The 22,890-nt window shown below is 63.6% G+C and carries 19 protein-coding genes; 14 read left to right on the forward strand and 5 right to left on the reverse strand.

All coding sequences use genetic code 11. The features are described from left to right. The first annotated feature begins 59 nt into the window (after nt 1-59). From tyrS to E4Z66_RS04620, 5 genes are all read left to right on the forward strand, one after another. Nucleotides 60-1,304 (forward strand): tyrosine--tRNA ligase, encoded by a 1,245-nt coding sequence (tyrS, locus tag E4Z66_RS04600; RefSeq protein ID WP_136461763.1) that lies wholly within the window; start codon nt 60-62, stop codon nt 1,302-1,304. After that, nucleotides 1,301-2,464, forward strand: coding sequence for an aminotransferase (locus E4Z66_RS04605; protein ID WP_136461764.1), 1,164 nt, complete (start codon nt 1,301-1,303; stop codon nt 2,462-2,464). The genes tyrS and E4Z66_RS04605 overlap by 4 nt, the downstream gene beginning before the upstream one ends. Nucleotides 2,465-2,538: 74 nt before the next feature. Next, a complete protein-coding gene (locus E4Z66_RS04610) occupies nt 2,539-4,380 on the forward strand; it encodes a peptidyl-prolyl cis-trans isomerase (RefSeq protein WP_136461765.1) in 1,842 nt (613 codons plus the stop codon). Nucleotides 4,381-4,385: 5 nt separating this feature from the next. Beyond that, nucleotides 4,386-5,897, forward strand: coding sequence for an anthranilate synthase component I (trpE, locus tag E4Z66_RS04615; protein ID WP_136461766.1), 1,512 nt, complete (start codon nt 4,386-4,388; stop codon nt 5,895-5,897). Next, nucleotides 5,897-6,931 carry a succinylglutamate desuccinylase/aspartoacylase family protein gene (locus E4Z66_RS04620; RefSeq protein WP_136461767.1) on the forward strand — a complete coding sequence of 345 codons (1,035 nt, stop codon included), beginning with the start codon at nt 5,897-5,899 and terminating at the stop codon, nt 6,929-6,931. Before trpE ends, E4Z66_RS04620 begins: the two co-directional genes overlap by 1 nt. A 33-nt stretch (nt 6,932-6,964) precedes the next feature. Here the strand turns inward: E4Z66_RS04620 and E4Z66_RS04625 are convergent, their stop codons facing one another. Next, entirely contained in the window at nt 6,965-8,701 is a 1,737-nt protein-coding gene (locus E4Z66_RS04625; RefSeq protein WP_168797722.1) for a divergent polysaccharide deacetylase family protein, read from the reverse strand. A 213-nt stretch (nt 8,702-8,914) separates the two neighbouring features. Between E4Z66_RS04625 and E4Z66_RS04630 the strand changes: the two genes are divergently transcribed. The 7 genes from E4Z66_RS04630 to lexA all read left to right on the forward strand — a co-directional run bounded on the left by E4Z66_RS04630 (nt 8,915) and on the right by lexA (nt 14,421). Further along, on the forward strand, nt 8,915-9,496 hold the full coding sequence (locus tag E4Z66_RS04630) for an anthranilate synthase component II (protein WP_136461769.1): 582 nt from the start codon (nt 8,915-8,917) through the stop codon (nt 9,494-9,496). Further along, a complete protein-coding gene (gene trpD / locus E4Z66_RS04635; RefSeq protein ID WP_136461770.1) occupies nt 9,493-10,512 on the forward strand; it encodes an anthranilate phosphoribosyltransferase in 1,020 nt (339 codons plus the stop codon). The genes E4Z66_RS04630 and trpD overlap by 4 nt, the downstream gene beginning before the upstream one ends. After that, nucleotides 10,509-11,168 (forward strand): uracil-DNA glycosylase, encoded by a 660-nt coding sequence (locus E4Z66_RS04640; protein WP_136461771.1) that lies wholly within the window; start codon nt 10,509-10,511, stop codon nt 11,166-11,168. The genes trpD and E4Z66_RS04640 overlap by 4 nt, the downstream gene beginning before the upstream one ends. Next, a complete protein-coding gene (gene trpC / locus E4Z66_RS04645) occupies nt 11,165-11,977 on the forward strand; it encodes an indole-3-glycerol phosphate synthase TrpC (RefSeq protein WP_136461772.1) in 813 nt (270 codons plus the stop codon). The genes E4Z66_RS04640 and trpC overlap by 4 nt, the downstream gene beginning before the upstream one ends. Nucleotide 11,978: 1 nt before the next feature. Beyond that, on the forward strand, nt 11,979-12,452 hold the full coding sequence (gene moaC, locus E4Z66_RS04650) for a cyclic pyranopterin monophosphate synthase MoaC (RefSeq protein ID WP_136461773.1): 474 nt from the start codon (nt 11,979-11,981) through the stop codon (nt 12,450-12,452). Continuing rightward, nucleotides 12,449-13,621: a molybdopterin molybdotransferase MoeA gene (locus tag E4Z66_RS04655; RefSeq protein WP_136461774.1), complete on the forward strand. Its 1,173-nt coding sequence runs from the start codon at nt 12,449-12,451 to the stop codon at nt 13,619-13,621. Before moaC ends, E4Z66_RS04655 begins: the two co-directional genes overlap by 4 nt. Nucleotides 13,622-13,722: 101 nt before the next feature. Then, the gene (gene lexA / locus E4Z66_RS04660) at nt 13,723-14,421 is read left to right on the forward strand and encodes a transcriptional repressor LexA (RefSeq protein ID WP_136461775.1); all 699 of its coding nucleotides are present in this window, start codon (nt 13,723-13,725) and stop codon (nt 14,419-14,421) included. On the opposite strand, the gene E4Z66_RS04665 is transcribed toward lexA, so the two are convergent. After that, a complete protein-coding gene (locus E4Z66_RS04665) occupies nt 14,385-16,514 on the reverse strand; it encodes a ComEC/Rec2 family competence protein (protein WP_136461776.1) in 2,130 nt (709 codons plus the stop codon). The two genes, lexA and E4Z66_RS04665, sit on opposite strands and share 37 nt — an antisense overlap. Nucleotides 16,515-16,597: 83 nt before the next feature. Here E4Z66_RS04665 and gltX point away from each other — a divergent pair, with 83 nt between their 5' ends. Together gltX and gltA are read left to right on the forward strand one after the other, a co-directional pair. Beyond that, a complete protein-coding gene (gltX, locus tag E4Z66_RS04670) occupies nt 16,598-17,983 on the forward strand; it encodes a glutamate--tRNA ligase (protein ID WP_136461777.1) in 1,386 nt (461 codons plus the stop codon). A gap of 117 nt (nt 17,984-18,100) precedes the next feature. Continuing rightward, nucleotides 18,101-19,396 (forward strand): citrate synthase, encoded by a 1,296-nt coding sequence (gene gltA, locus E4Z66_RS04675; RefSeq protein WP_136461778.1) that lies wholly within the window; start codon nt 18,101-18,103, stop codon nt 19,394-19,396. A gap of 123 nt (nt 19,397-19,519) precedes the next feature. Here the strand turns inward: gltA and E4Z66_RS04680 are convergent, their stop codons facing one another. The 3 genes from E4Z66_RS04680 to E4Z66_RS04690 all read right to left on the reverse strand — a co-directional run bounded on the left by E4Z66_RS04680 (nt 19,520) and on the right by E4Z66_RS04690 (nt 22,782). Continuing rightward, the gene (locus E4Z66_RS04680; protein WP_136461779.1) at nt 19,520-20,293 is read right to left on the reverse strand and encodes an enoyl-CoA hydratase-related protein; all 774 of its coding nucleotides are present in this window, start codon (nt 20,291-20,293) and stop codon (nt 19,520-19,522) included. A 69-nt stretch (nt 20,294-20,362) separates the two neighbouring features. After that, the gene (locus E4Z66_RS04685; RefSeq protein ID WP_136461780.1) at nt 20,363-20,821 is read right to left on the reverse strand and encodes a cytochrome c-type biogenesis protein; all 459 of its coding nucleotides are present in this window, start codon (nt 20,819-20,821) and stop codon (nt 20,363-20,365) included. Beyond that, nucleotides 20,818-22,782 (reverse strand): heme lyase CcmF/NrfE family subunit, encoded by a 1,965-nt coding sequence (locus E4Z66_RS04690; RefSeq protein WP_136461781.1) that lies wholly within the window; start codon nt 22,780-22,782, stop codon nt 20,818-20,820. Before E4Z66_RS04690 ends, E4Z66_RS04685 begins: the two co-directional genes overlap by 4 nt. Between the last annotated feature and the right edge of the window lie 108 nt (nt 22,783-22,890).

The following is a 22,890-nucleotide window of genomic DNA, read 5'->3' on the forward strand; positions in this document are numbered from 1 at the left end:
CTTTTCCTTTGCCCATCCCTTGCCTATAGATGCCCTGCAATTCCAACCCGAGGCAAGACATGACCTACCATCCCAAATCGGACTTCATGAGCGTGATGATGGAGCGCGGCTTTCTGGCCGACTGCACCGATTATCAGGCGCTTGACGATGCGCTGACAGATGGGGTCGTGACCGCCTATATCGGCTATGACGCAACGGCGCAGTCGCTGCATGTCGGCCACCTGATGAACATCATGGTGCTGCGCTGGCTGCAAAAGACCGGTCACAAGCCGATCACGCTGATGGGTGGCGGGACGACCAAGGTGGGTGACCCGTCCTTCCGCAGCGACGAACGCCCGCTGCTTGGCCCCGAACAGATCGACGCCAATATCGACGGGATGAAGCAGGTCTTTGCCAAATACCTCGACTATGGCGACGGCGACACCCATGCGCTGATGCTGAATAACGCCGAATGGCTGGACGGGCTGAACTACCTTGAGTTCCTGCGCGACATCGGCCGGCATTTCAGTGTGAACCGGATGCTCAGCTTTGAATCGGTGAAGTCGCGGCTGGACCGGGAACAATCCCTGTCCTTCCTCGAATTCAACTACATGATCCTGCAAGCCTATGATTTCCTTGAACTGAACCGCCGTTATGGCTGCGTGCTTCAGATGGGCGGATCGGATCAGTGGGGCAATATCGTCAACGGGATCGACCTGACCCGCCGCGTGCTCGACCACGAGATTTACGGGCTCACCACCCCGCTTCTGACCACTTCGGACGGGCGCAAGATGGGCAAAAGCCAAGGCGGCGCGATCTGGCTCAACGCTGATATGCTGTCGCCCTATGAGTTCTGGCAGTTCTGGCGCAACACCACGGATGCGGACACCGGCAAGTTCCTGAAAATCTTCACCGAATTGCCGGTGGAGGAATGCAACCGCCTTGGCGCGCTGCAAGGATCGGAGATCAACGATGCCAAGATCATCCTCGCCAATGAGGTGACGACGCTGTGCCACGGGGCCGAGGCCGCAAGGACCGCAGAAGCCACCGCGCGCGAAGTCTTTGAAAAAGGCGGCGTGGGCGACGATCTTCCGACTCTGTCCGTGACCGAAGCCGACCTGCCGCTGTCCATCGTGCAGGCAATCGTGCGGGCCGGGTTGGCGAAATCGGGCAAGGATGCCAAACGCCTGATCGCAGAGAACGGCGCGCGGATCGACGATGCGCCATTGACCGATGCCGGTTTGATGCTGGATGCGCAAGCGCTGGCCTCACCCGTGAAACTGTCCGCAGGCAAGAAGCGGCATGCGCTGGTGACACTGGCATGAGCGGCACGCGCGCGACCTTCCCCGCACCGATCGTCGAGGCGCGGAAATGGATTGACGGCGTGACCTTCTCGGCCGACCGGCCGCTGATCAATGTCAGCCAAGCCGCGCCGGTGGACCCGCCGCCAGAACCGCTGCGCCAAGCGATGGCCGACGCGATCCTGACCAACCCGGACGCGCATCTTTACGGTCCGGTGCTTGGGCTGACGCCCCTGCGCGAAGCCTTGGCGGAACGGACCGGACGGATCTATGGCGGCGCGGTGACGTCGGATCAGGTCTGCATCACCTCTGGCTGCAATGAAGCCTTCGCCGCCGCCATGACGACGCTGTGCGCAGAGGGGGATGAGGTTCTTCTGCCAACGCCTTGGTATTTCAACCACAAAATGTGGCTGGACATGACCGGCATCGGCGCGGTTCCGCTGCCCACCGGCGACGATCTTCTGCCCGACCCGGTTGATGCCGCCGCCCGCATCACCGACCGCACCCGCGCCATCGTGTTGATCACGCCGAACAACCCCGGCGGTGTCGAGTACCCGGCGGCGCTGCTGTCGGCGTTCCGCGATCTGGCCCGCGCCAAGGGCATCGCGCTGGTCGTGGACGAAACCTACCGCGACTTTCACGCCGCGCCCGGTGCGCCCCATGACCTGTTTCGCGACCCGGATTGGGACGACACGCTGATCCACCTTTATTCTTTCTCCAAATCCTATCGCCTGACCGGGCACCGGGTTGGCGCGATGATCGCCTCACCCGCGCGGCTGGCAGAGGCGGAAAAGTTCCTTGATACGGTAACGATCTGCCCCGCTCAGGTCGGCCAGATCGCCGCGCTGTGGGGTATGCAGAACCTGGATCAGTGGCTGGCGGGCGAACGCGATGAAATCCTTGCACGGCGCAAAGCCATTGCAGACGGTTTCGCCCCTCTGGCGGCGAAGGGCTGGACGCTCAAGGGTTTGGGCGCCTATTTCGCCTATGTGGAGCATCCGTTCGACACGCCCTCCGACGTGTTGGCGCAGAACCTTGTGCATAGCGCGGGCCTGCTGTGCCTGCCTGCCACCATGTTCTATCCGAGCGGCGCGCCCGAGGCCGCCAAGGGGCTGCGGATCGCCTTTGCCAATCTGGATGTGGACGGGATCGGGGACATGTATCGGCGTCTTGACGCGCTCTAACCGCTTGCCCCCGCGCGGCGGCTGAAATATTCAACGCCAAACCTGCGTCATGCGGGATGTTTACAGGGGGCGACATGGCCAAAACGTCGAGCTTTTCGAAAACAGCTGTCTGGGTGTTGCTGGCACTGCTGATCCTTGGACTTGCCGGTTTCGGCGCCACGAACCTGAATGGCAATATCCGGACCATCGGGAAAGTCGGCAGCAAGCCGATTTCGACCCAATCCTATTTCAGCGCCATGCAACGTGAAATGCGCGCCTTTCAGGAACAGACCGGTCAGGCCCTGCCCTTTGCCGAAGCGCGCGCAATCGGTCTGGATCAAGCGGTTCTGCAACAGCTGGTCACGACCCGCGCGCTGGATCACGAGGCCACGCAGATGGGCCTGTCCATCGGCGACGAAAATGTCCGCGACCAAGTGCTTAGCTTCGATGCGTTCAAATCGCTGGACGGCACATTCGACCGTGAGGCCTATGCCTTTGCGCTGGAACGTCAGGGCTTGAGCGAAGAAGAGTTCGAGGACTCGCTGCGCGAAGACACCGCCCGCCGCTTGTTGCAAAGCGCCGTGATCAACGGGATTTCCATGCCAGCCAGCTTTGCCGACACGCTGGTCGCCTATGCCGGAGAGCAGCGCAGCTTTACGTGGTCCGCGCTGGACCCGACCCTTGTCGCGGGCGACGTCATCGAACCGACTGACGCGGAACTGCAAGCCTATTACGATGAGAACACCGATCAGTTCATGCTGCCAGCCAGCAAGGACATCACCTATGCGTGGCTGACGCCCGAGATGCTGGTCGATCAGGTGGAACTGGACGAGGACGCGCTGCGCCAGGCCTATGACGACCGGATCGACGAATTCGCGCAGCCTGAACGCCGCCTTGTCGAACGTCTGGTCTTTCTGGATCAGGACGCTGCCGATAGTGCGGCTGCCGCGCTGGAAGTGGATGGAACCACCTTCGAGACGCTGGTCGAAGGCCGCGGCCTGACATTGCAGGATGTGGATCTGGGCGATGTGGACCGTCTGGAACTCGACGCGGCGGGCGAAGCGGTGTTTGCCGCTGAAACCGGCGATGTGGTCGGGCCGCTGCCCACCGATCTTGGCCCGGCGCTGTTCCGGGTGAACGGCATTTTGCCTGCGCAGAAGGTCGAATACGAAGAAGCCCTGCCCACCCTGCGTGAAACTCTGGCGCTGGAGCGCGCGGGCCGGATCATCGAAAATCAGGCGGAAAACTACGAAGACCTGCTTGCCGGTGGCGCAACACTGGAAGAGGTCGCCGCCGAAAGCGACATGGTGCTGGGACAGATCGACTGGACCGAGGAAAGCGCCGATGACATTGCGGCCTATCTGGCCTTCCGGGACGCCGCCGCGCAGCTGACGCTGGATGATTTTCCTGAAATCGAACTTCTTGATGATGGTGGCGTGTTCGCCATGCGATTGAACCGCGAACAGCCCGCCCGCCCCGAACCTTTCGACGACGCCAAGGACAAGGTCCGCGACGCCATGATCGTGGAACGGACCCAGGCGGCCCTGAGCGAGATGGCCGAAGGTCTGGTCGCGCAAATCGCGCAGGGCGCAGATTTCGCGGAACTGAACCTGACCGCCACGGTGGAAGAGGACCGCACGCGCGGGGCCTTCGTGCCCAACACGCCGCCCGCCTTCCTTGACGAGGTCTTCGCGATGGAACCGGGCGATGTGCGCACCGTGACAGGTGGGGGCTTCGTGGTGATTGTCCGGCTGGATGCGGTGGACCCTGCCGCCGATAGCGATCAGGCGACCGCCCTGCGCGCCAGCCTGCAACGGACGCTGGACCAGGCGCTGGCGCAGGATCTGTTCGACATCTACACCAACGATGTGGGCCTGCGCGCCGAGCCGCGGATCGATCAGGCAGCGGTGGAAGCCGTCAACGCGAATTTCCAGTAACCCCCATGGCCCTCACACCCGATTTCGACACATTCGCCAAAGGCTTCGAGGCAGGCCAGAACCAAGTCGTCTATGCACGGCTTGCCGCCGATCTGGACACGCCGGTTTCTCTGATGCTGAAGCTGTCGGGCGGGGCCAAGAACGCCTTCATGCTGGAATCCGTAACCGGCGGCGAAGTGCGCGGCCGCTATTCGATCATCGGGATGAAGCCGGACCTGATCTGGCGCTGCCGGGGCACCCGGTCCGAGGTGAACAGGCAGGCCCGCTATGACGAGGAGGCCTTCACCCCGCTGGAGCAGCCCCCCCTTGACGCGCTGCGCGCCCTGATCGCCGAAAGCCGGATCGATCTGCCCGGCGACCTGCCGCAAGCGGCGGCGGGGCTGTTCGGCTATCTGGGGTATGACATGGTGCGGCTGGTCGAACATCTGCCCAATATCAACCCCGATCCGCTTGGCCTGCCCGATGCTGTGATGCTGCGCCCGTCGGTCATCGCGGTACTGGATGGCGTCAAGGGCGAGGTGACTGTCGTCTCGCCGGCTTGGGCTGGCGAAGGGCAATCTGCCCGGGCCGCATATGCGCAGGCGGCGGAACGGGTGATGGATGCCGTGCGCGATCTGGAACGCGCCGTGCCCGCCGTGGGCCGCGATCTGGGCGAGGCGCAAGACCCCGCCGCACCGGTCAGCAATTTCACGCGCGATGGCTACAAGGCCGCCGTGGAAAAGGCCAAGGACTACATCCGGGCGGGCGATATCTTTCAGGTGGTGCCCGCACAACGCTGGGCGCAAGAGTTCAAGCAACCTCCCTTCGCGCTTTACCGGTCTTTGCGGCGCACGAACCCGTCGCCCTTCATGTTCTATTTCAATTTCGGCGGCTTCCATGTGGTCGGAGCCTCGCCCGAAATTCTGGTGCGGGTCTTTGGCCGCGAAGTGACGATCCGCCCGATTGCAGGCACCCGCCCGCGCGGCGCCACGCCCGAGGAAGACCGCGCGCTCGAAGCCGATCTTCTGGCCGACCAGAAGGAACTGGCCGAACATCTGATGCTGCTGGATCTGGGCCGCAACGATGTGGGCCGCGTGGCCAAGATCGGGACCGTGCGCCCGACCGAGGAATTCATCGTCGAGCGGTACAGCCACGTGATGCATATCGTGTCGAATGTCGTGGGCGAGCTGCACGAGGACAAAGACGCGCTGGATGCGTTCTTTGCCGGGATGCCCGCCGGGACCGTCTCTGGCGCACCCAAAGTGCGCGCGATGGAGATCATCGACGAGTTGGAGCCGGAAAAGCGCGGCATCTATGGCGGCGGCGTCGGCTATTTCAGCGCGGGTGGCGATATGGATATGTGTATCGCCCTGCGCACGGCCGTCATCAAGGATGAAACGCTGTATATCCAAGCCGGTGGCGGCGTGGTCTATGACAGCGACCCGGAGGCCGAGTTCATGGAAACCGTCCATAAATCCAACGCCATCCGGCGCGCCGCAGCCGATGCGTCGCGTTTCGACGGGAGCGGAAACAGCTAATGCGCGCAGCGTTCGAGTTCGGTGGTCACACCATATCGCCGGGCAGCCGCGCACGTACGACGCTTCCTGTATCGACCCTGCCGGACCACACCCCCGTGGGGATGGAAGTCGAAGTCCTGCATGGCAAGCGCGATGGGCCAACCGTGTTTATCTCTGCCGCCGTGCATGGGGACGAGGTGATCGGCGTTGAAATTCTGCGCCGCCTGCTGCGCACGCCGCAGCTTGACCATATCCGGGGCACGTTGCTGATCATCCCGATCGTCAACAGCTTCGGCTTTCTCACACGCTCGCGCTATCTGCCGGACCGCCGTGACCTGAACCGCTGTTTTCCCGGCTCCACCGGCGGCTCACTGGGGGCGCGGTTGGCGCATCAATTCCTAAACGATGTGGTGAAGCGCTGCGATTTCGGCATCGATCTGCACTCCGCCGCGATCCACCGCACCAACCTGCCGCAAATCCGGATTTCGCAGGGCGACAAGACCACCGCCGCCATGGCCCGCGATTTCGGCGCGCCGGTAATCCTGACCTCGCCGCTGCGTGACGGCTCCCTGCGGGGGGAGGCTGCGGCCTGCGGTGTGCCCGTGCTGTTGTTCGAGGCTGGCGAGGCGCTGCGCTTTGACGAAATCAGTGTGCGCGCCGGTGTGGCGGGTATCCTGCGGGTGCTGCGCGGGGCGAATATGCTGCCCGCAAAAGGCATCAAGAAGCCGCGCAGCGAACCTTACCTGTGCCAATCGAGCAAGTGGCTGCGCGCCCCTGCCGGCGGTCTGCTGCGGATGTTCCGGGCAGAGGGCGAATTGGTCGCGGAAGGCGATGTGCTGGCCGTTGTCTCTGACCCGTTCGGCGATACCGAGGCGGAACTGACCGCCCCCGGCCCCGGCCTGCTGATCGGGCGGGCGATACATCCCCTCGTCAACGAGGGCGACGCCCTGTTCCATCTGGCGACGCTGCGTCAGCGGGTCAGCGAAGACGTTGTCGAAGACCTGACCGCGCAGCTGGAATCCGACCCGCTCTTTGACGAAGACGAAATCATCTGACCGCGCCTGCGCGCGCCCCTTTCTGGGGATGGGTCAGGACGGCTCTTGCGGGACTTGCAGCACGGCAGAGACCGGCGCGATGGCGACCCGGCTGGCCCGGTCCTGCAGCCCCCAGACCAACAGCGCCGAAATCGTATCGGTGCGCAGACGCCCGACCATGATCAGCCCGCCCTGCTGACCTGCCTTGAAGGCCGCTTGATCCAGAAAGCGGCGGATCACGATCGGTGTTTGCCCGCTGCTGTCGAAATCGCGGAACATCGTGTGCGAGGCCACGCCATTCTTGGCCGCCAGTTTGCGCGCCGTATCCAGCCCTTTCGACCGCCAGATGATGCCATGGCCCGTCTCGCTGAGGATTTCGCCCACCTGCGCCGCCATTTCCGGCGTGCCTTGCAACCCAGTCACCGGCCCTTCCAGCACGCCGACCGCTTCGGGCACGGTATCCAGCGCGGCGGTCAGCACGACCTCGGTATCCGAGGCAGTCAGGTTTTCCGGCAGGTCGATCATCGCCAGAACCTCGAACCCGCGCGACCGATACAGCGCGGCCCGATCAGCGGCGTCCGGCAGGCTCCAATCCACAGCGATGGACAGCTTGTGCGGGAAGCTGCGCAGCGCTGGCAGGCCGACCGTGTCATCGTCGATCGCGAATCCGCTATCCATCAGGACGATGGACAGCAGGGGTTTATCCTCTGCGTTTTCAAAAGTTTCGGCATGGGCGACCAGCGCGGAGTTTTCCGGTTGCGGCGCCGTGATCGTGGGCAGGACGCCCTGCTCTGGCGTGGCCAAGGCATCGCCGGACCGCGCCAACAGCGATTTCGCCGGGGTGCCGATCATCGGGCGTGCAATGGCCGTTTCGGACTGTCCCAGCGCGGCAATTCGCGGCGCGTTATTCGCGGTTCCGCGCAGTCCGGGCGCTTGCGCGGACGGGCCTGCGGCCCCCGGATCCTGCACAGCGCTTGTAACCTGATTGTCTTGCGGCGCGATGACACCCGGTTGCGCCGGTGCCTGCGCCGCGGCGGTCCGCTGCACATCGGGCGCGGCCGAGGACACACCAGCATCGCCCGTGTCTTGCGGTGCCGGATTGGCGATGACCGGCGGGGCCAGTTGCACCTGCGCGGGCGCGCTGGCGATCCGGTCCGGTGCGCTCACATCCATTGCGTCCGGCTCGCTGGGCTGCGCAAGCGATACCGGGGCAGAACTTTGCGCCGCTGGGCTGCCGGTATACCTGCCGGGCACGGTCGGGGCTGGCGCCTGTTCAGGTTCAGCCGTCAATTGCGCCCCCGCGCCAAGGGTGGCTATTTGCGCCGGCAATGGTCGCGCGGCGGGCGGTGTGATTTCCACCTGTGCCACGGCATCCGGCTGCGGTGCGATCTGCTGCACCACGTTGCGCGACGATGTTACGGGCGTATCCGTTGCGACCGCAGCGGGCGCGGCCACGGCAGCGGGCAACTCGGCAGGTTTCAGCGCATCACTCGCCAATTCGACAGCCTGCGGTGCGGGACCGGGCTGTGTCGCATCGCCATCCAGCGCCGAATCTGCGCCGGGGTCCGGTTCGGTGACTTGCGGTGTCGCGGGGCGCAGCGGCTCATCGCCATCGCGCCCGGGCACAGTCCCGACTGTGGCCACAGGCACTTCCGGCGTGTCCACGTCATCGCTGAGTGATGCGGCAAATTCCGGCGGGCGCGGCGGCTCCACCAAGATCGCAAGAATGACGGCTGCGCCAACGGATACTAGCCCGCCGATCAACATTCCCCCAAGGAATCCTCGTGCCATGCCCCGCTCTCTCTTCCGGTGCGGCCCACCCTGCCAAGCAGGGCCGCAGAACCATCGAACAACCTCTGTCTTGTCTCTAAGCCACAAAGCGGGAGGGATCGCCAACCCGGAGGCCCCTTGACGCTCCCCGCCAAGCCTGAACAAGTATGCGGACGTTATAACCTGCACATGCCACTCATGACCAGAGTGAGTGTCCATCCAAGGTCCCGGCTCATGCTGCTTTTGATCGATAACTACGACAGTTTTACCTACAACCTCGTCCATTATCTGGGCGAGCTTGGCGCCGATGTTCAGGTGCATCGCAATGATGCGCTGGATGTGCAGCAGGCGATGGCGCTGAACCCGGCGGGGATTCTGCTGTCGCCCGGCCCTTGCGATCCCGATCAGGCCGGTATCTGCCTTGCCCTGACCGAAGCCGCCGCCGAAACGCGCACCCCGCTGATGGGCGTGTGCCTTGGTCACCAGACCATCGGTCAAGCCTTCGGCGGCAAAGTGGTACGCCATTCGGAAATCGTGCATGGCAAGCTGGCGCAGATTTCGCATGAGGGCAAAGGCGTCTTCAAAGGCCTGCCCTCGCCGTTTGCGGCGACGCGCTATCACTCGCTTGTGGTCGACCGGGGCAGCCTGCCAGACGTGCTGGAAATCACGGCAGAGCTTGAAGACGGCACGATCATGGGCCTGCAACACCGCGAATTGCCGATCCAGGGCGTGCAATTCCATCCGGAATCGATCCGGTCGGAGCATGGGCACAAGATGCTTCAGAATTTCCTCGACATGATGAAGGTGCCCGCATGAGTGAAGCGCTCAAACCGCTGATCGACGCATCCGCCAATGGCCCGCTGACCCGCGCACAGGCCGAACAGGCGTTCTCGATCCTCTTTGATGGTGAGGCGACCCCGTCCCAGATGGGCGGGTTGCTGATGGCGCTGCGCACGCGCGGAGAGACCGTTGATGAATACGCCGCCGCCGCGGGCGTGATGCGGGCCAAGTGCAACAAGGTCCGCGCCCCCGAAGGTGCGATGGACATCGTCGGTACCGGCGGTGACGGCAAGGGCACGCTGAACATTTCCACCGCGACGGCTTTCGTCGTGGCAGGTGCCGGGGTGCCGGTCGCCAAACACGGCAACCGCAATCTCAGTTCCAAATCCGGTGCGGCCGATGCCCTGACGCAGCTTGGCATCAAGGTGATGGTTGGCCCCGAGGTGGTCGAAAAAGCCCTGCAAGAAGCGGGGATTGGCTTCATGATGGCCCCGATGCACCACCCGGCCACAGCCCATGTCATGCCGACCCGGTCAGAACTGGGCACACGCACGATTTTCAACATTCTGGGCCCGCTCACCAATCCCGCAGGCGTCAAACGGCAGCTTACGGGCGCGTTTTCCCGCGACCTGATCCGCCCGATGGCCGAAACGCTCGGCCTGCTTGGCTCTGAAGCGGCGTGGCTGGTGCATGGGTCGGACGGCACGGATGAACTTACGATCACCGGCATCAGTTGGGTTAGCGCGCTGGCCCCCGATGGCTCTGTCTCCGATTTCGAACTGCACCCGGACGATGCCGGTCTGCCCGTACACCCGTTCGAAGATATCGTCGGCGGCACTCCGGCGGAAAATGCCACGGCCTTCGCCGCCCTGCTGGATGGCGCGCCGTCGGCTTACCGCGATGCGGTGCTGCTGAACGCCGCCGCCGCGCTGAAGGTCGCGGGCGTCGAGGATGATCTGAAACAGGGCGTGGCCCGCGCCGCGCAAAGCATCGACAGCGGCGCGGCGAAAGAAAAAATCGCCAAGGTCGCGCAGATCACATCGGCCGCATGAAACTGGACCTGAGCCGCCTTGGCGACTGGTCCACGCTGCCCTTCTTCACGGCCCAGTTGCCCCAGATCGAAACGCGTCTGGCACAGGAAGACGGGCCTGTCTTTCCGCCCGCGCCGCAGGTTTTCGCCGCGCTGGAACGGTGCCAGCCGGACGCAACCCGCGTCGTGATCCTGGGCCAAGACCCCTATCATACGCCAGGCAAGGCGGACGGGCTGGCGTTTTCAATCCCCAACGGATTTCCCGGACGGCTTGATAGCCTTGGTAACATTATTAAGGAATTGCAAGACGATCTTAAAGTGACGCGCACGCAGACCGCCCTCCAGGATTGGGCCGACCAAGGCGTGCTGCTGCTCAACACCAGCTTGACGGTGCCGCAGGGCAAAGCCGGCGGGCATAAGGCACTTGGATGGGCCGCGCTGGTGCGGGATGTGCTGGAGCGCCTCGCGGATCGGCCCCGCGCCTATGTCCTGTGGGGCAGCCACGCACAGAAGGTCGCCGCAAAGGTGGACCCCACCCGAAACCTCAAGATCGAAACCGCGCACCCGTCCCCTCTATCCGCCTATCGCGGCTTTTTCGGCTCGCGCCCATTTTCAACCGTCAACCAATGGCTTAAGGATCATGGTGACACGGAGATCAACTGGACACAGGCGCCATGACCGAGACAATTCTGGACAAGATCAAAGCCTACAAACTGGAAGAGATCGAAGCAGATAAAGCGGAAAAACCGCTTTCCGAAATCGAGGCCGAGGCGCAGCAGGCCGACGCGGTCCGCCCTTTCACCGACGCGCTGGTGACAGCAAGCCGGACCGGTTACGGCCTCATCGCCGAGATCAAAAAAGCCAGCCCGTCCAAGGGCTTGATCCGCGATGATTTCGACCCCGCCGAATTGGCGAAGGCCTACGAAGCGGGCGGCGCGACATGCCTTTCCGTTCTGACCGACACACCCAGCTTTCAGGGCGCAAAGTCCTTTTTGACCGAAGCGCGCGCCGCCTGCGACTTGCCGGTGCTGCGCAAGGATTTCATGTATGACACCTATCAGGTCGCCGAAGCCCGCGCACTTGGGGCGGATTGCATCCTGATCATCCTCGCCTCCGTGTCCGACCAGCAGGCGGCAGAGCTTGAAGCCTGCGCGACCGAATGGGGCATGGATAGCCTGATCGAGGTCCATGACGAGGCCGAGTTGGAGCGCGCAACCCATCTGCAAAGCCCCCTGATCGGGATCAACAACCGCGATCTGCGGACCTTCGAGACAACGCTCGACACCACGCGCAACCTGTCGCGCCGTGCGCCCGAGGACCGGGTGATCGTGTCGGAAAGCGGGTTGGAAACGCCGGACGATCTGAAGGATCTCGCGATGTATGGCGTGCGGAAATTCCTTATCGGCGAAAGCCTGATGCGGCAGGAGGACGTGACCGCCGCCACCCGTGCATTGCTGTCCAATCCCCTGACCTCCGGGGCCATGTAACATGGCGCTGACCCATTTTGATGCCGATGGCCGGGCCCACATGGTCGACGTGTCGGACAAGGCCGTCACCGACCGTGTCGCTGTCGCACGCGGATGGATTAAGATGGCGCCGGAAACCCTTGACCTGATTGAAAAAGGCGAGGCCAAGAAAGGCGATGTCGCCGGGGTTGCCCGCCTTGCCGGGATCATGGCGGCGAAGAAAACGTCGGACCTTATTCCCCTTTGCCATCCCCTGCCCATCGCCAAGGTCGCGATCGAGATCGAGACTGACCATGACCTGCCTGGCCTGCGTTTGGCCGCGACGGTCAAGACCACCGGCCAGACCGGGGTAGAGATGGAAGCGCTGTCTGCTGTCTCGGTCACGGCGCTGACCGTTTATGACATGGTCAAGGCGGTGGACCGCAGCATGGAGATCGGCGGCATCCATGTCGCCCTGAAAGATGGCGGCAAATCAGGCCGTTACGAAGCGAAATGATTTCCGTCGACGAGGCTCTGGCGCATCTGTTCGCGCTGGCGTCGCCCCTGCCGCCGGAAACGGTTCCGCTGCGGCAGGCCGCCGGACGCGTTCTGGCCCACCCCGTCACCGCGCAACGCACACAGCCGCCCTTTGCTGCCTCTGCCATGGACGGTTTCGCGGTCAAGGCGGCCGAGGTCGAACAGGACGCCCTGTTCAAGGTCGTTGGAGAAGCCGCAGCCGGCCATGGTTTCGCGGGCAGTGTCGGACCCGGTCAGGCGGTGCGTATCTTTACCGGCGCGCCAGTGCCGGAAGGCGCGGATTTCGTCGTCATTCAAGAAGATACCAGCCTGCGCGGCGATCTGATGACGGTGACCGCCCGAGAGTTCTCTTCGGACAACATCCGCCCTGCCGGTGCCGATTTCAGCGTCGGAGAACGGTTCGACAAGCCGACCCCGCTGACGCCGCAAGACGTGGCGCTGCTGGCCGCCATGAACCATGCCGAAGTGACGGTGCGCCCGGCCCCGGTCGTTGCGATCTTGCCCACCGGGGACGAGCTTGTGCAACCCGGCGAGACGCCCGGCCCCGATCAGATCATCGCCTCCAACAGCTATGGGCTGGCCGCTTTGCTTGAGGCCAACGGCGCCCGAGCCCGGCTTTTGCCCGCCGCGCGCGATACGGCCGCCAGCCTGAAAACCTGCCTTGCCCTTGCAGGCGACGCCGATCTGGTCGTGACCATTGGCGGCGCGTCCGTCGGCGATCATGATCTGGTCGCGGGCGTGACTGAAGACATGGGGATGGAGCGCGCCTTCTACAAAATCGCGATGCGCCCTGGCAAGCCCCTGATGGCGGGGCGTATCGACGGAAAACCCCTGATCGGACTGCCCGGAAATCCCGTTTCAGCAATGGTTTGCGGGTCGATCTTCATGCTTCCCGTCATCCGCGCCATGCAGGGCGACGCCCCCACCGCGGCCCCACGCATCACCGCAAGGCTTAGCCACGATATCGGGCCAAACGGCCCGCGCGAGCATTATATGCGCGCCGAAGTCAGCGATGGCCAAGCGCGCATTTTCGACCGTCAGGACAGTGCCCTGCTGTCTGTTTTGTCGCGCGCAAACGCGCTTGCCGTGCGGCCTGTACATGATCCGGCACGCGCCGCCGGAGAGCTTTTGGATTTCATCCCTCTTTAACCATAAAGCCCCTAATGTTCCGGCGATGTTCAGGATTTGTTGACACAAAACGAGAACACTTCTAGAACAAAAGTCAATTACAGGCGACAGAGGGGCAGCAAATGCTGACGAAAAAACAATTGGATCTGCTGCAATTCATTCACGGACGGATGCAGCGCGACGGTGTTCCACCCAGTTTCGACGAAATGAAGGTGGCGCTTGATCTGCGCTCCAAATCCGGGATTCACCGGCTGATCACCGCGCTGGAAGAGCGTGGGTTCATCCGACGCCTGGCACATCGCGCCCGCGCCATCGAAATCGTCAAGCTGCCCGATGCGATGGCAGGCCAGCAGCCGGGTTTCACCCCGCGCGTGATCGAAGGCGACCGTCCTTCTGCCCCGCCGCCATCCGCTGCGATGGATGTATCCGGCCTGCATGTTCAGGAACTGCCCGTCATGGGCCGCATCGCCGCCGGTGTTCCAATCGAAGCGATCAGCGAAGCCAGCCATTCTGTTGCGGTGCCCGGTCAAATGCTGTCCGGTCGCGGCGATCATTACGCGCTGGAAGTGCGTGGCGATTCCATGATCGAAGCCGGGATCAACGATGGCGACGTGGTCGTGATCCGCGAAACCTCCAGCGCCGATAACGGGGATATCGTTGTGGCCTTGGTCGAGGATCATGAAGCCACCTTGAAGCGCTATCGCCGCCAAGGCGATACGATCGCGCTCGAAGCGGCCAACCCTGCTTATGAAACGCGGGTGTTCCCGGTCGGACGGGTCAAGGTTCAGGGCCGCTTGGTCGGGCTGATCCGCACGTATTGAAGCGCCCGTACCGCTGCATGGCGTGGCGCGGCATCGGGCCATTGGGACCAAAGCCGCTCGCCCGCCACATCGCGGGCGGTTCGGACCACAAGCTGACCACCCGGCACCAGATAGAGCGCAACTGCCCCGGTGGATTTCAGCCGATCGGGGTCGAATAAGGCACAGTCTGGCGACTGGCGCGGCACGGGCTGGTTGCTAACCAGAATACCCGCCGTGCAATCGGGCGCAGCCGCCGCCGCTTTCTTCCCCGTCACATGCCAAAGTGGCACGCCTGCCAAGGCGGCGCGTGCGGCGCGGCTGCCTTCCTCCGCGGGCCATTCTGCCGCCCAGCGTGCATGGGCCGCCGCCTGATCGCCGCCATCGCCGTCATTCTCCAGCCAGTTGGTCGCCACGAAGCCCGACCCGCGTGCGCGGCTCAGCGCCCGGCCCTCTGCGGTCATCACCCCGACCAAGCCGCCAGTGTCCGAAATCAGGACCGCCGGTCGTTCCTGCACCGACCACAGCATCAGCGCCGCAGCCACCGGCCCAACGCCGATCCAGCGCAGCCGCCCCTGCCAAAGGATGATGACGACCAACCCCAGGGTCAGGCACGGCAGCACCCAAGCCGACGGGCCGACCACAAAGCTGCGCGCACCTGGGAAATTGGCAGTGGTCTGCGCGACAAAGAGAATCCATTCCAGCCCCCACCCCATGACCCACAGCGCCGGGGCTGCCAGCCCGATCGGCGCAAGACATGCAGCCAGAACAGCGGCTGGCACCACAAGAGCGCCCATGACCGGCACGCTCAGCACATTGGCGAACAGGCCGTAATGCGAGACCGCGTTGAAATGAGCGGCTGAGAACGGGGCAGTTGCCAGTCCCGCCACGGCCGAGGAAATCACCACGGCGGACACCGGCTGCACCCAGCGGGGCAAGCGCCATGGCGCGTCGCGCAGCGCGTTGAATACGGCGACCAGACCCGCTGTGGCCGCAAAGGACATCTGGAAGCCCGGCCCCAGCATCGCTTCGGGGCGCAGGCTCAGCACGATCATCGCGGCAATCGCGACAGAGCGAAGCGAAATGGCCCGGCGGTTCAGCATGACCGCGCCCAAGGCCACCGCTGCCATGATGAAGGCCCGCTCGGTCGAGACATTGCCGCCCGACAGCGCCAGATACCCCGCACCGGCCACAAGCGCCCCCGCCGCCGCGATGGCACGCACGGGCCAATGCAGCGCGACCCCCGGCACGAGGACGAGGCCAAAGCGCAGCACGGCAAAGACAAACCCGGTCAGCAGGCCCATATGCAGCCCGGAAATCGCCAGAAGATGTGCAAGGTTGGAGGCCCGCAAATCCTCCAGCGCCGCCTGCCCCATTCCGCTGCGATCCCCGGATGTGACGGCGGCGGCGAAGCCCCCGATATCGCCGGGCAGGATATCCCGCACGAAATGCGACACCGCCATGCGCATGGTGAACACGCGCATACGCCAACCGGAAATGTCGGGCGGCCCGGCTTGCACGATAGGCACGCGGGTATAGCCAACACCGCCAAGCTTGAGGAACCAGGAATGACGCTGGAAATCAAAGCCGCCCGGCTCCACCGGACCGCCGGGTGGCGAGACATGCGCGGTGGTCATGATCCGTTGCCCCGGCATGGGTGTGATCGATCCCGCCGCATCGCCATGCAGGGAAATCCGCACCCGTTCGGGCGTGCGCGCGGTTGGGATTTTACCCATGCGCAGCCTGTCCAGCGTCAGGCGCACCGCATCGGATGCCGACCGGTCAATGGCGACCACGCGCCCCTCTACAGGCCCGTAATAGCGCCAGCCCAGCACCGGGGCGGCCACGTCATGCGCCCGCCAACCCGCCATCGGCACGCCCGCACAGATGAACGTGGCCCCGGTCAGCAGAATGGCGGTCGCGCTGCCGCGCAAGATCTGCGCAATCGCCGCACAGATCAGCCCTGCCCCGGCCAGCGCCCACAGGAATTCCCGCGACGGCTCCACCGGTTGCGCGAAGTAAATCGCAATGCCAATCCCATAGCATACCGGCACCCAAGGCAGCAGCATCCCGCGCTGCGCCTGCAAGTGCCCGGCCAGCCATGCCAGCAGCCCCATCGGCTTGCTCCCCTGTTGCGCCCTCTGTAGGAAGGCGGCGAACAGGCTACCTCCGCCTTGGTTAACAAAGGTTGAACCCGCGCATGACCGTCGTCACACGATTCGCTCCCTCACCCACCGGATACCTCCATATTGGCGGCGCGCGGACGGCGCTGTTCAACTGGCTTTACGCGCGCGGCCGCGGCGGCAAATTCCTGCTGCGGATCGAAGACACGGATCGCGCCCGGTCCACACCAGAGGCGACCGAAGCGATTCTGAAGGGGCTGACATGGCTCGGTCTCGACTGGGATGGGGAGCCGGTCAGCCAGTTTGAACGTGCAGACCGTCACGCCGAAGTCGCACAGGCGCTTCTTGCATCAGGAAAGGCATATAAGTGCTTTTCAACGCAAGAAGAAATTGCCGCGCACCGCGAAGCACATAAAACCCCGTTCCAATCCCCTTGGCGTGACAAAACCGAAGCGGAGCATCCCGATACGCCCTATGTCGTGCGGATCAAGGCCCCGCAAACCGGCGAGACGGTGATCCGCGACCAAGTGCAGGGCGATGTGACCATCAACAACGCGCAGCTTGACGATATGGTCCTGCTGCGGTCGGACGGCACGCCGGTTTATATGCTGGCTGTGGTGGTGGACGATCACGATATGGGCGTCACGCATGCGATCCGCGGCGACGATCACCTGAACAACGCCGCGCGCCAGCAAATGGTCTATGACGCGATGGGCTGGGACGTGCCGGTTTGGGCGCATATCCCCCTGATCCATGGGGCGGATGGCAAGAAGCTGTCAAAGCGGCACGGAGCCTTGGGCGCGGATGAATACCAGAAAATGGGCTTCCCCGCCGCCGGGATGCGCAACTATCTGGCCCGCCTTGGCTGGAGCCATGGCGACGACGAATTCTTCACCGATGCGCAGGCGCGCGAATGGTTCGATCTGGACGGAATCGGCAAGGCGCCGGCCCGCTTTGACCTCAAGAAATTGGAGCATCTGAGCGGCCAGCACATTGCGGCCAGTGACGATGCCGCATTGCAGCGGGAATTGGACGCATTTCTGGACGCGACTGGGCAAGCCGCCTTGACCCAAGGTCAACATGACGCGATGGAACAGGCCATGCCCTTCCTGAAAGAGCGCGCAAAGACCTTCCCCGAACTTCTTGATAAGGCGGCGTTTATCCTGTCAGACCGCCCCATTCAGCCGGACGAGAAGTCGGCCAAGGCGCTTGATACGGTATCCCTTGGTATACTGAAGGAATTGACGCCGCATCTGCAAACCGCTAATTGGAACCGCACCGATCTCGAAGCGGTTATGAATGCCTTTGCTGAAAGCCAGGGCACGAAGTTCGGAAAGCTCGCCGCTCCGCTGAGGGCAGCACTTGCCGGACGGGCCGCAACGCCATCGGTTTACGACATGATGCTGGTGCTGGGACGCGACGAGTCTTTGGCCCGAATTCTGGACGTGGTACAAGACAAGTGATTTCCCGTCATAGGGGAAGCATGGTTAACTAGGTCTGGCTTAAGACTTGTGTAACACGCCCCTGCTACCCGTGCCTGCATCAGCGCGCAGGCTGGCCCTCGGAGAGGAAGGATCGACATGAAAGACACTCAAAAAAACGCGACGCTGACGATTGACGGCACGAGCTATGAATTGCCCATTCACAGCCCGACAGCCGGTCCGGATGTGATCGACATCCGCAAGCTGTACGCCAATGCCGGTGTGTTCACGTATGATCCCGGCTTCACGTCGACAGCGGCCTGCGATTCCACCATCACCTTCATCGATGGCAACAAGGGCGAACTGCTGCACCGCGGCTATCCGATCGATCAACTGGCGGGCAAATCCCATTATCTCGAAGTCTGCTATCTGCTGCTTTATGGTGAACTGCCGACAGCCGCCCAGCTTGAGGATTTCGAACATCGCGTAACGCATCACACGATGCTGCACGAGCAGATGGTGAACTTCTTCCGCGGGTTCCGCCGCGATGCGCACCCGATGGCCATCATGGTCGGCGTGGTTGGCGCGATGTCCGCCTTCTATCACGACTCGACCGATATCAACGATCCCTGGCAGCGCGAAGTGGCGTCGATCCGTCTGATCGCGAAGATGCCGACCATCGCCGCCTGGGCGTTCAAGTACCATATCGGGCAACCCTTCGTGTATCCGCGCAACGATCTGGACTATGCGTCCAACTTCCTGCGCATGTGCTTCAGCGTTCCGGCCGAAGAATATGAAGTGAACCCGGTGCTGAGCCGCGCGATGGACCGTATCTTCACGCTGCATGCCGATCACGAACAGAACGCCTCCACCTCCACGGTGCGGCTGGCGTCTTCGTCCGGTGCGAACCCGTTCGCCTGTATCGCTGCCGGCATCGCCTGCCTTTGGGGCCCTGCCCATGGCGGCGCGAACCAGGCCTGCCTTGAGATGCTGCGCGAAATCGGCACGCCGGACAAGATCCCGGAATATATCGCCCGCGCCAAGGACAAGAACGACCCGTTCCGCCTGATGGGCTTTGGTCACCGCGTCTATAAAAACTTCGACCCGCGTGCGACCGTGATGAAGCAGTCCGCCGACGAGGTGCTGGAACTTCTGGGCGTAGAGAACAACCCGATCCTCGCCACGGCGAAAGAACTTGAGAAACAAGCGCTTGCGGACCCCTACTTCTCTGAGAAGAAGCTGTTCCCGAATGTCGACTTCTATTCCGGCATCATCCTCGAAGCGATGGGCTTCCCGACCTCCATGTTCACGCCGATCTTCGCGCTGAGCCGGACAGTCGGTTGGATTTCGCAGTGGAAAGAGCAGCTGGGCGATCCGCAGATGAAGATTGGCCGCCCGCGCCAGCTGTACCTCGGCGAGACAGAGCGCGACTATACAGACATCGAAGACCGGTAAACGGTCTTCAGTCACCACAAAACAGGGCCGCAACGCAGATGTGTTGCGGCCCTTTTCGTTTCAGCCATTTCCGGGCGGTTCGGCCATGTGGGCCGGGTCAACCGAAGATCGGTTTGGACCCGATCAGCGACCTTCGAATTTCGCGGGGCGTTTTTCGATGAAGGCCATCACACCTTCCTGAAAATCACGCGTCTTGCCGCAGGCCCCCTGCTCGCGCGCTTCCATGGCAAGCTGCTCTTCTTCTGTATTGTCCCAGCTTGCCCGGATCACCCGCTTGATCGTGTTGTAGGCGGCGGTCGGTCCCTCGGCCAAATGCTTCGCCCGGCCAGCCACGTGTTCGGCAAAGCCATCATCGGGGACCGCCTCCCAGATCAGGCCCCATTGGTCGGCCTGCCGCGCGGAAATCTTGTCTGCGAACAGCGCCGCGCCCATCGCCTTGGCCATGCCCATCGCGCGGGGCATCACATAGGTGCCGCCCGCGTCCGGGATCAGACCAATGCGTGAAAAGGCCTGCAGGAAATAAGCGTTCTCAGCCGCGATCACCACATCCGCCGCAAGGGCAAGGTTGGCCCCCGCACCCGCCGCCGGACCGTTGACCGCCGCAATCGTGGGGACCGGGCAATGGGCCAGCGCCTCCAGCATCGGCTCATACTCGTCGCGCAAAATCCGCTCCAGATCCAGATCAGAGGCGCTCGCCCCGCCCAGATCCTGCCCCGTGCAAAAGGCGCGCCCGGCCCCGGTCAACACGATCACCCGCGCCCGCGTGCCCGCATCCTTCAGCGCGTGCTGCACTTCCGCCCGCATCTGCGCGTTCATCGCGTTCATCTTGTCGGGACGGTTCAGCGTCAGCGTTGCAACGCCGTCGCGTTCTTCCAGAGTGATCGTCTCGTAATCCATCGCGTGGTCCTCCCGGTCTTTGGGGGAAGTGTTACCAGAACACCGCCCCTTGGAAAGGGGAGCGCCACGTCAGTCCTTGAGAATCTCGCGCAGCCGCGCCTCTTCGGCTTCGGACAGGGCCGTATCGCCCGCCGGGTCCTCCGCATGCGCCCGGCGGCGAATATAGGCCCCGCCCAGCAACAGCGCGGTCAGCAACATCGCCGGCCCCGCCAGCCATAGCGCCAGGGTCGATCCCGATTTCGGCGGGTTCATCAGGACGAATTCGCCGTAGCGATCAAGGAACCATTGCTTCACCTCGGCATCGCTGGCCCCGTCGGAAATCAGTTCGCGGATTTGACGCCGCGCATCCTTGGCCCAGTCCGCGTTGGAGGACGCGACGACCTCTGACTGGCATTTGACGCAGCGGATATCGTGGTCCAGCGCACGCGCGCGCGCCTCAAGCTCCGGATCGGCCAGCATTTCCGACGGATCAAGCGCCAAGGCAGGCGCGGCCAGCACCAGCCACAGGAGGAAAGCGAGCCGCCTCATTCCGCGGGCACCGCGCCCGCGCGCGGTTTACGCGCCCCGGCGGCCACACGGAACCGACGGTCGCTCAACGAAAGCAGCCCGCCCAGTGACATCAGCCCGCAGCCGATCCAGATCCAGTTGGTCAGCGGCTTGATATAGACCCGCACCGCCCAGCCGCCATCCTGCTGCGGATCGCCGATCACGACATAGACATCGCGCGCGAGGTTGTAGTCGATCGCGGCCTCGGTCGTGGGCATCTGCGCCACCGGGTAGACGCGCTTTTCCGGTGTCAGGACCGACACCTGCCGTCCGTTCTTGCGCACATCGACGACACCTTGCGTGGCAAGATAGTTCGGCCCCTGCGCCCGGCGCACATCGGACAGCGTGAACTCGTATCCGCCCACCTCGAACGGCACACCGATCTGCGCCACGCGGATATCCTCGGTCTGCCACGCGGTCAGCCCGCAAATACCCAGCATCGTCAGGCCAAGCCCGCCATGCGCGACCGCCCTGCCCCAATCCGCACGCGGCAGCCGGAATAGCCGCGCGACAGAGCCGCCACGCCCGGTCCGCGACCACAGATCGACAGCGGCCCCGGCGACGATCCACGCGGCAAGGAAAACGCCCACCGGCCCCAGCAGGCTCCGCCCGGATTGCATCGCCCAGACCAGCCCCGCAATCGCCAACGCCAGAACGAAGGCAAAGCGCAGGCTATGTACTGCGCGTCCCAGCCGCGCCCGCTTCCAGGGCAGCATCGCGCCCACTGGCAGGATGATCCCGAGGATCAGCATGAAGGGCGGGAAAGCCGCGTCGAAGAACGGCGCGCCGACGCTGAGTTTACGGTCGAACAGCATCTCTGCCACCAGCGGCCACATGGTGCCGACAAAGACCACGAAGCAGCTGACCGCCAACAGGATATTATTGGCGACAAGCGCGCTTTCGCGGCTGACGACGGAAAAGACGCCTTTCGCCTCCATCGCGCTGGCGCGGATGGAAAACAGGGTCAACGCCCCGCCGGTAAAGAAGGCAAGGATCGCTAGGATGAACACGCCGCGTTCAGGGTCATTGGCAAAGGCATGGACAGAAGTCAGCAGGCCGGACCGCACGATGAATGTGCCGGTCAGCGAAAAGCCAAAGGCCAGGATCGCCAGCAAGATCGTCCAGCTTTTCAGAACTTCGCGCTTTTCCACGACGATGGCGGAATGCAGCAGCGCGGCAGCGAGCAGCCACGGCATGAAAGAGGCGTTCTCGACCGGATCCCAGAACCAGAACCCGCCCCAGCCCAATTCGTAATAGGCCCACCATGATCCCAGCGCGATTCCGATGGTCAGAAAGACCCATGCGGCAAGGGTCCAAGGCCGGACCCAGCGCCCCCATGCGGCGTCCACACGCCCTTCGATCAGCGCGGCGACGGCAAAGGAGAAGGCCATCGAAAGCCCCACATAGCCAAGGTAAAGAAACGGCGGATGGAAGGCGAGACCGGGATCCTGCAAAAGCGGGTTGAGGTCTTGGCCATCGAACGGAGGCACCGCGAGGCGCAGGAACGGGTTGGAGGTAAACAGGATAAAGGCGAAGAAGGCGACGCCAATCGCCGACTGCACCGACAGTACCCGCGCCCGCAATGTGGGCGGCAGATTGCCCCCGAACCACGCCGCCATTGCCCCGAAAAGCGTGACGATCAGCACCCAAAGCAGCATCGACCCTTCGTGGTTGCCCCACGTGCCCGAGATTTTATACAGCATCGGCTTGGCCGAGTGCGAGTTCAGCACCACAAGCCGCAGGGAAAAGTCGCTGGTCACAAAGGCATAGGTCAGCGCCCCAAAGGCCAGCGCGGTAAGCACGAATTGCAGCGTCGCCGCAGGCTCTGCCACCGCCATCAGCCGGGCGTCCCGGCGATACGCGCCCCACATGGGAACGACCATCTGGATGATCGCCACGCAGAACGCCAAAACCAATGCGAAATGTCCGAATTCTGTAACCATGCGCCGGTTATAAACCGCGCGCGCGTCACCGCCAATGGGTCTGGTCCATATGCCGCATCACGGCTGCGTGGCCCCTGCCGCAACAAGGTGCTAGCCGCCCCCGACCTG

This window comes from Aliishimia ponticola (assembly GCF_004803475.1).
Taxonomy (GTDB): Bacteria; Pseudomonadota; Alphaproteobacteria; order Rhodobacterales; family Rhodobacteraceae; genus Aliishimia; species Aliishimia ponticola.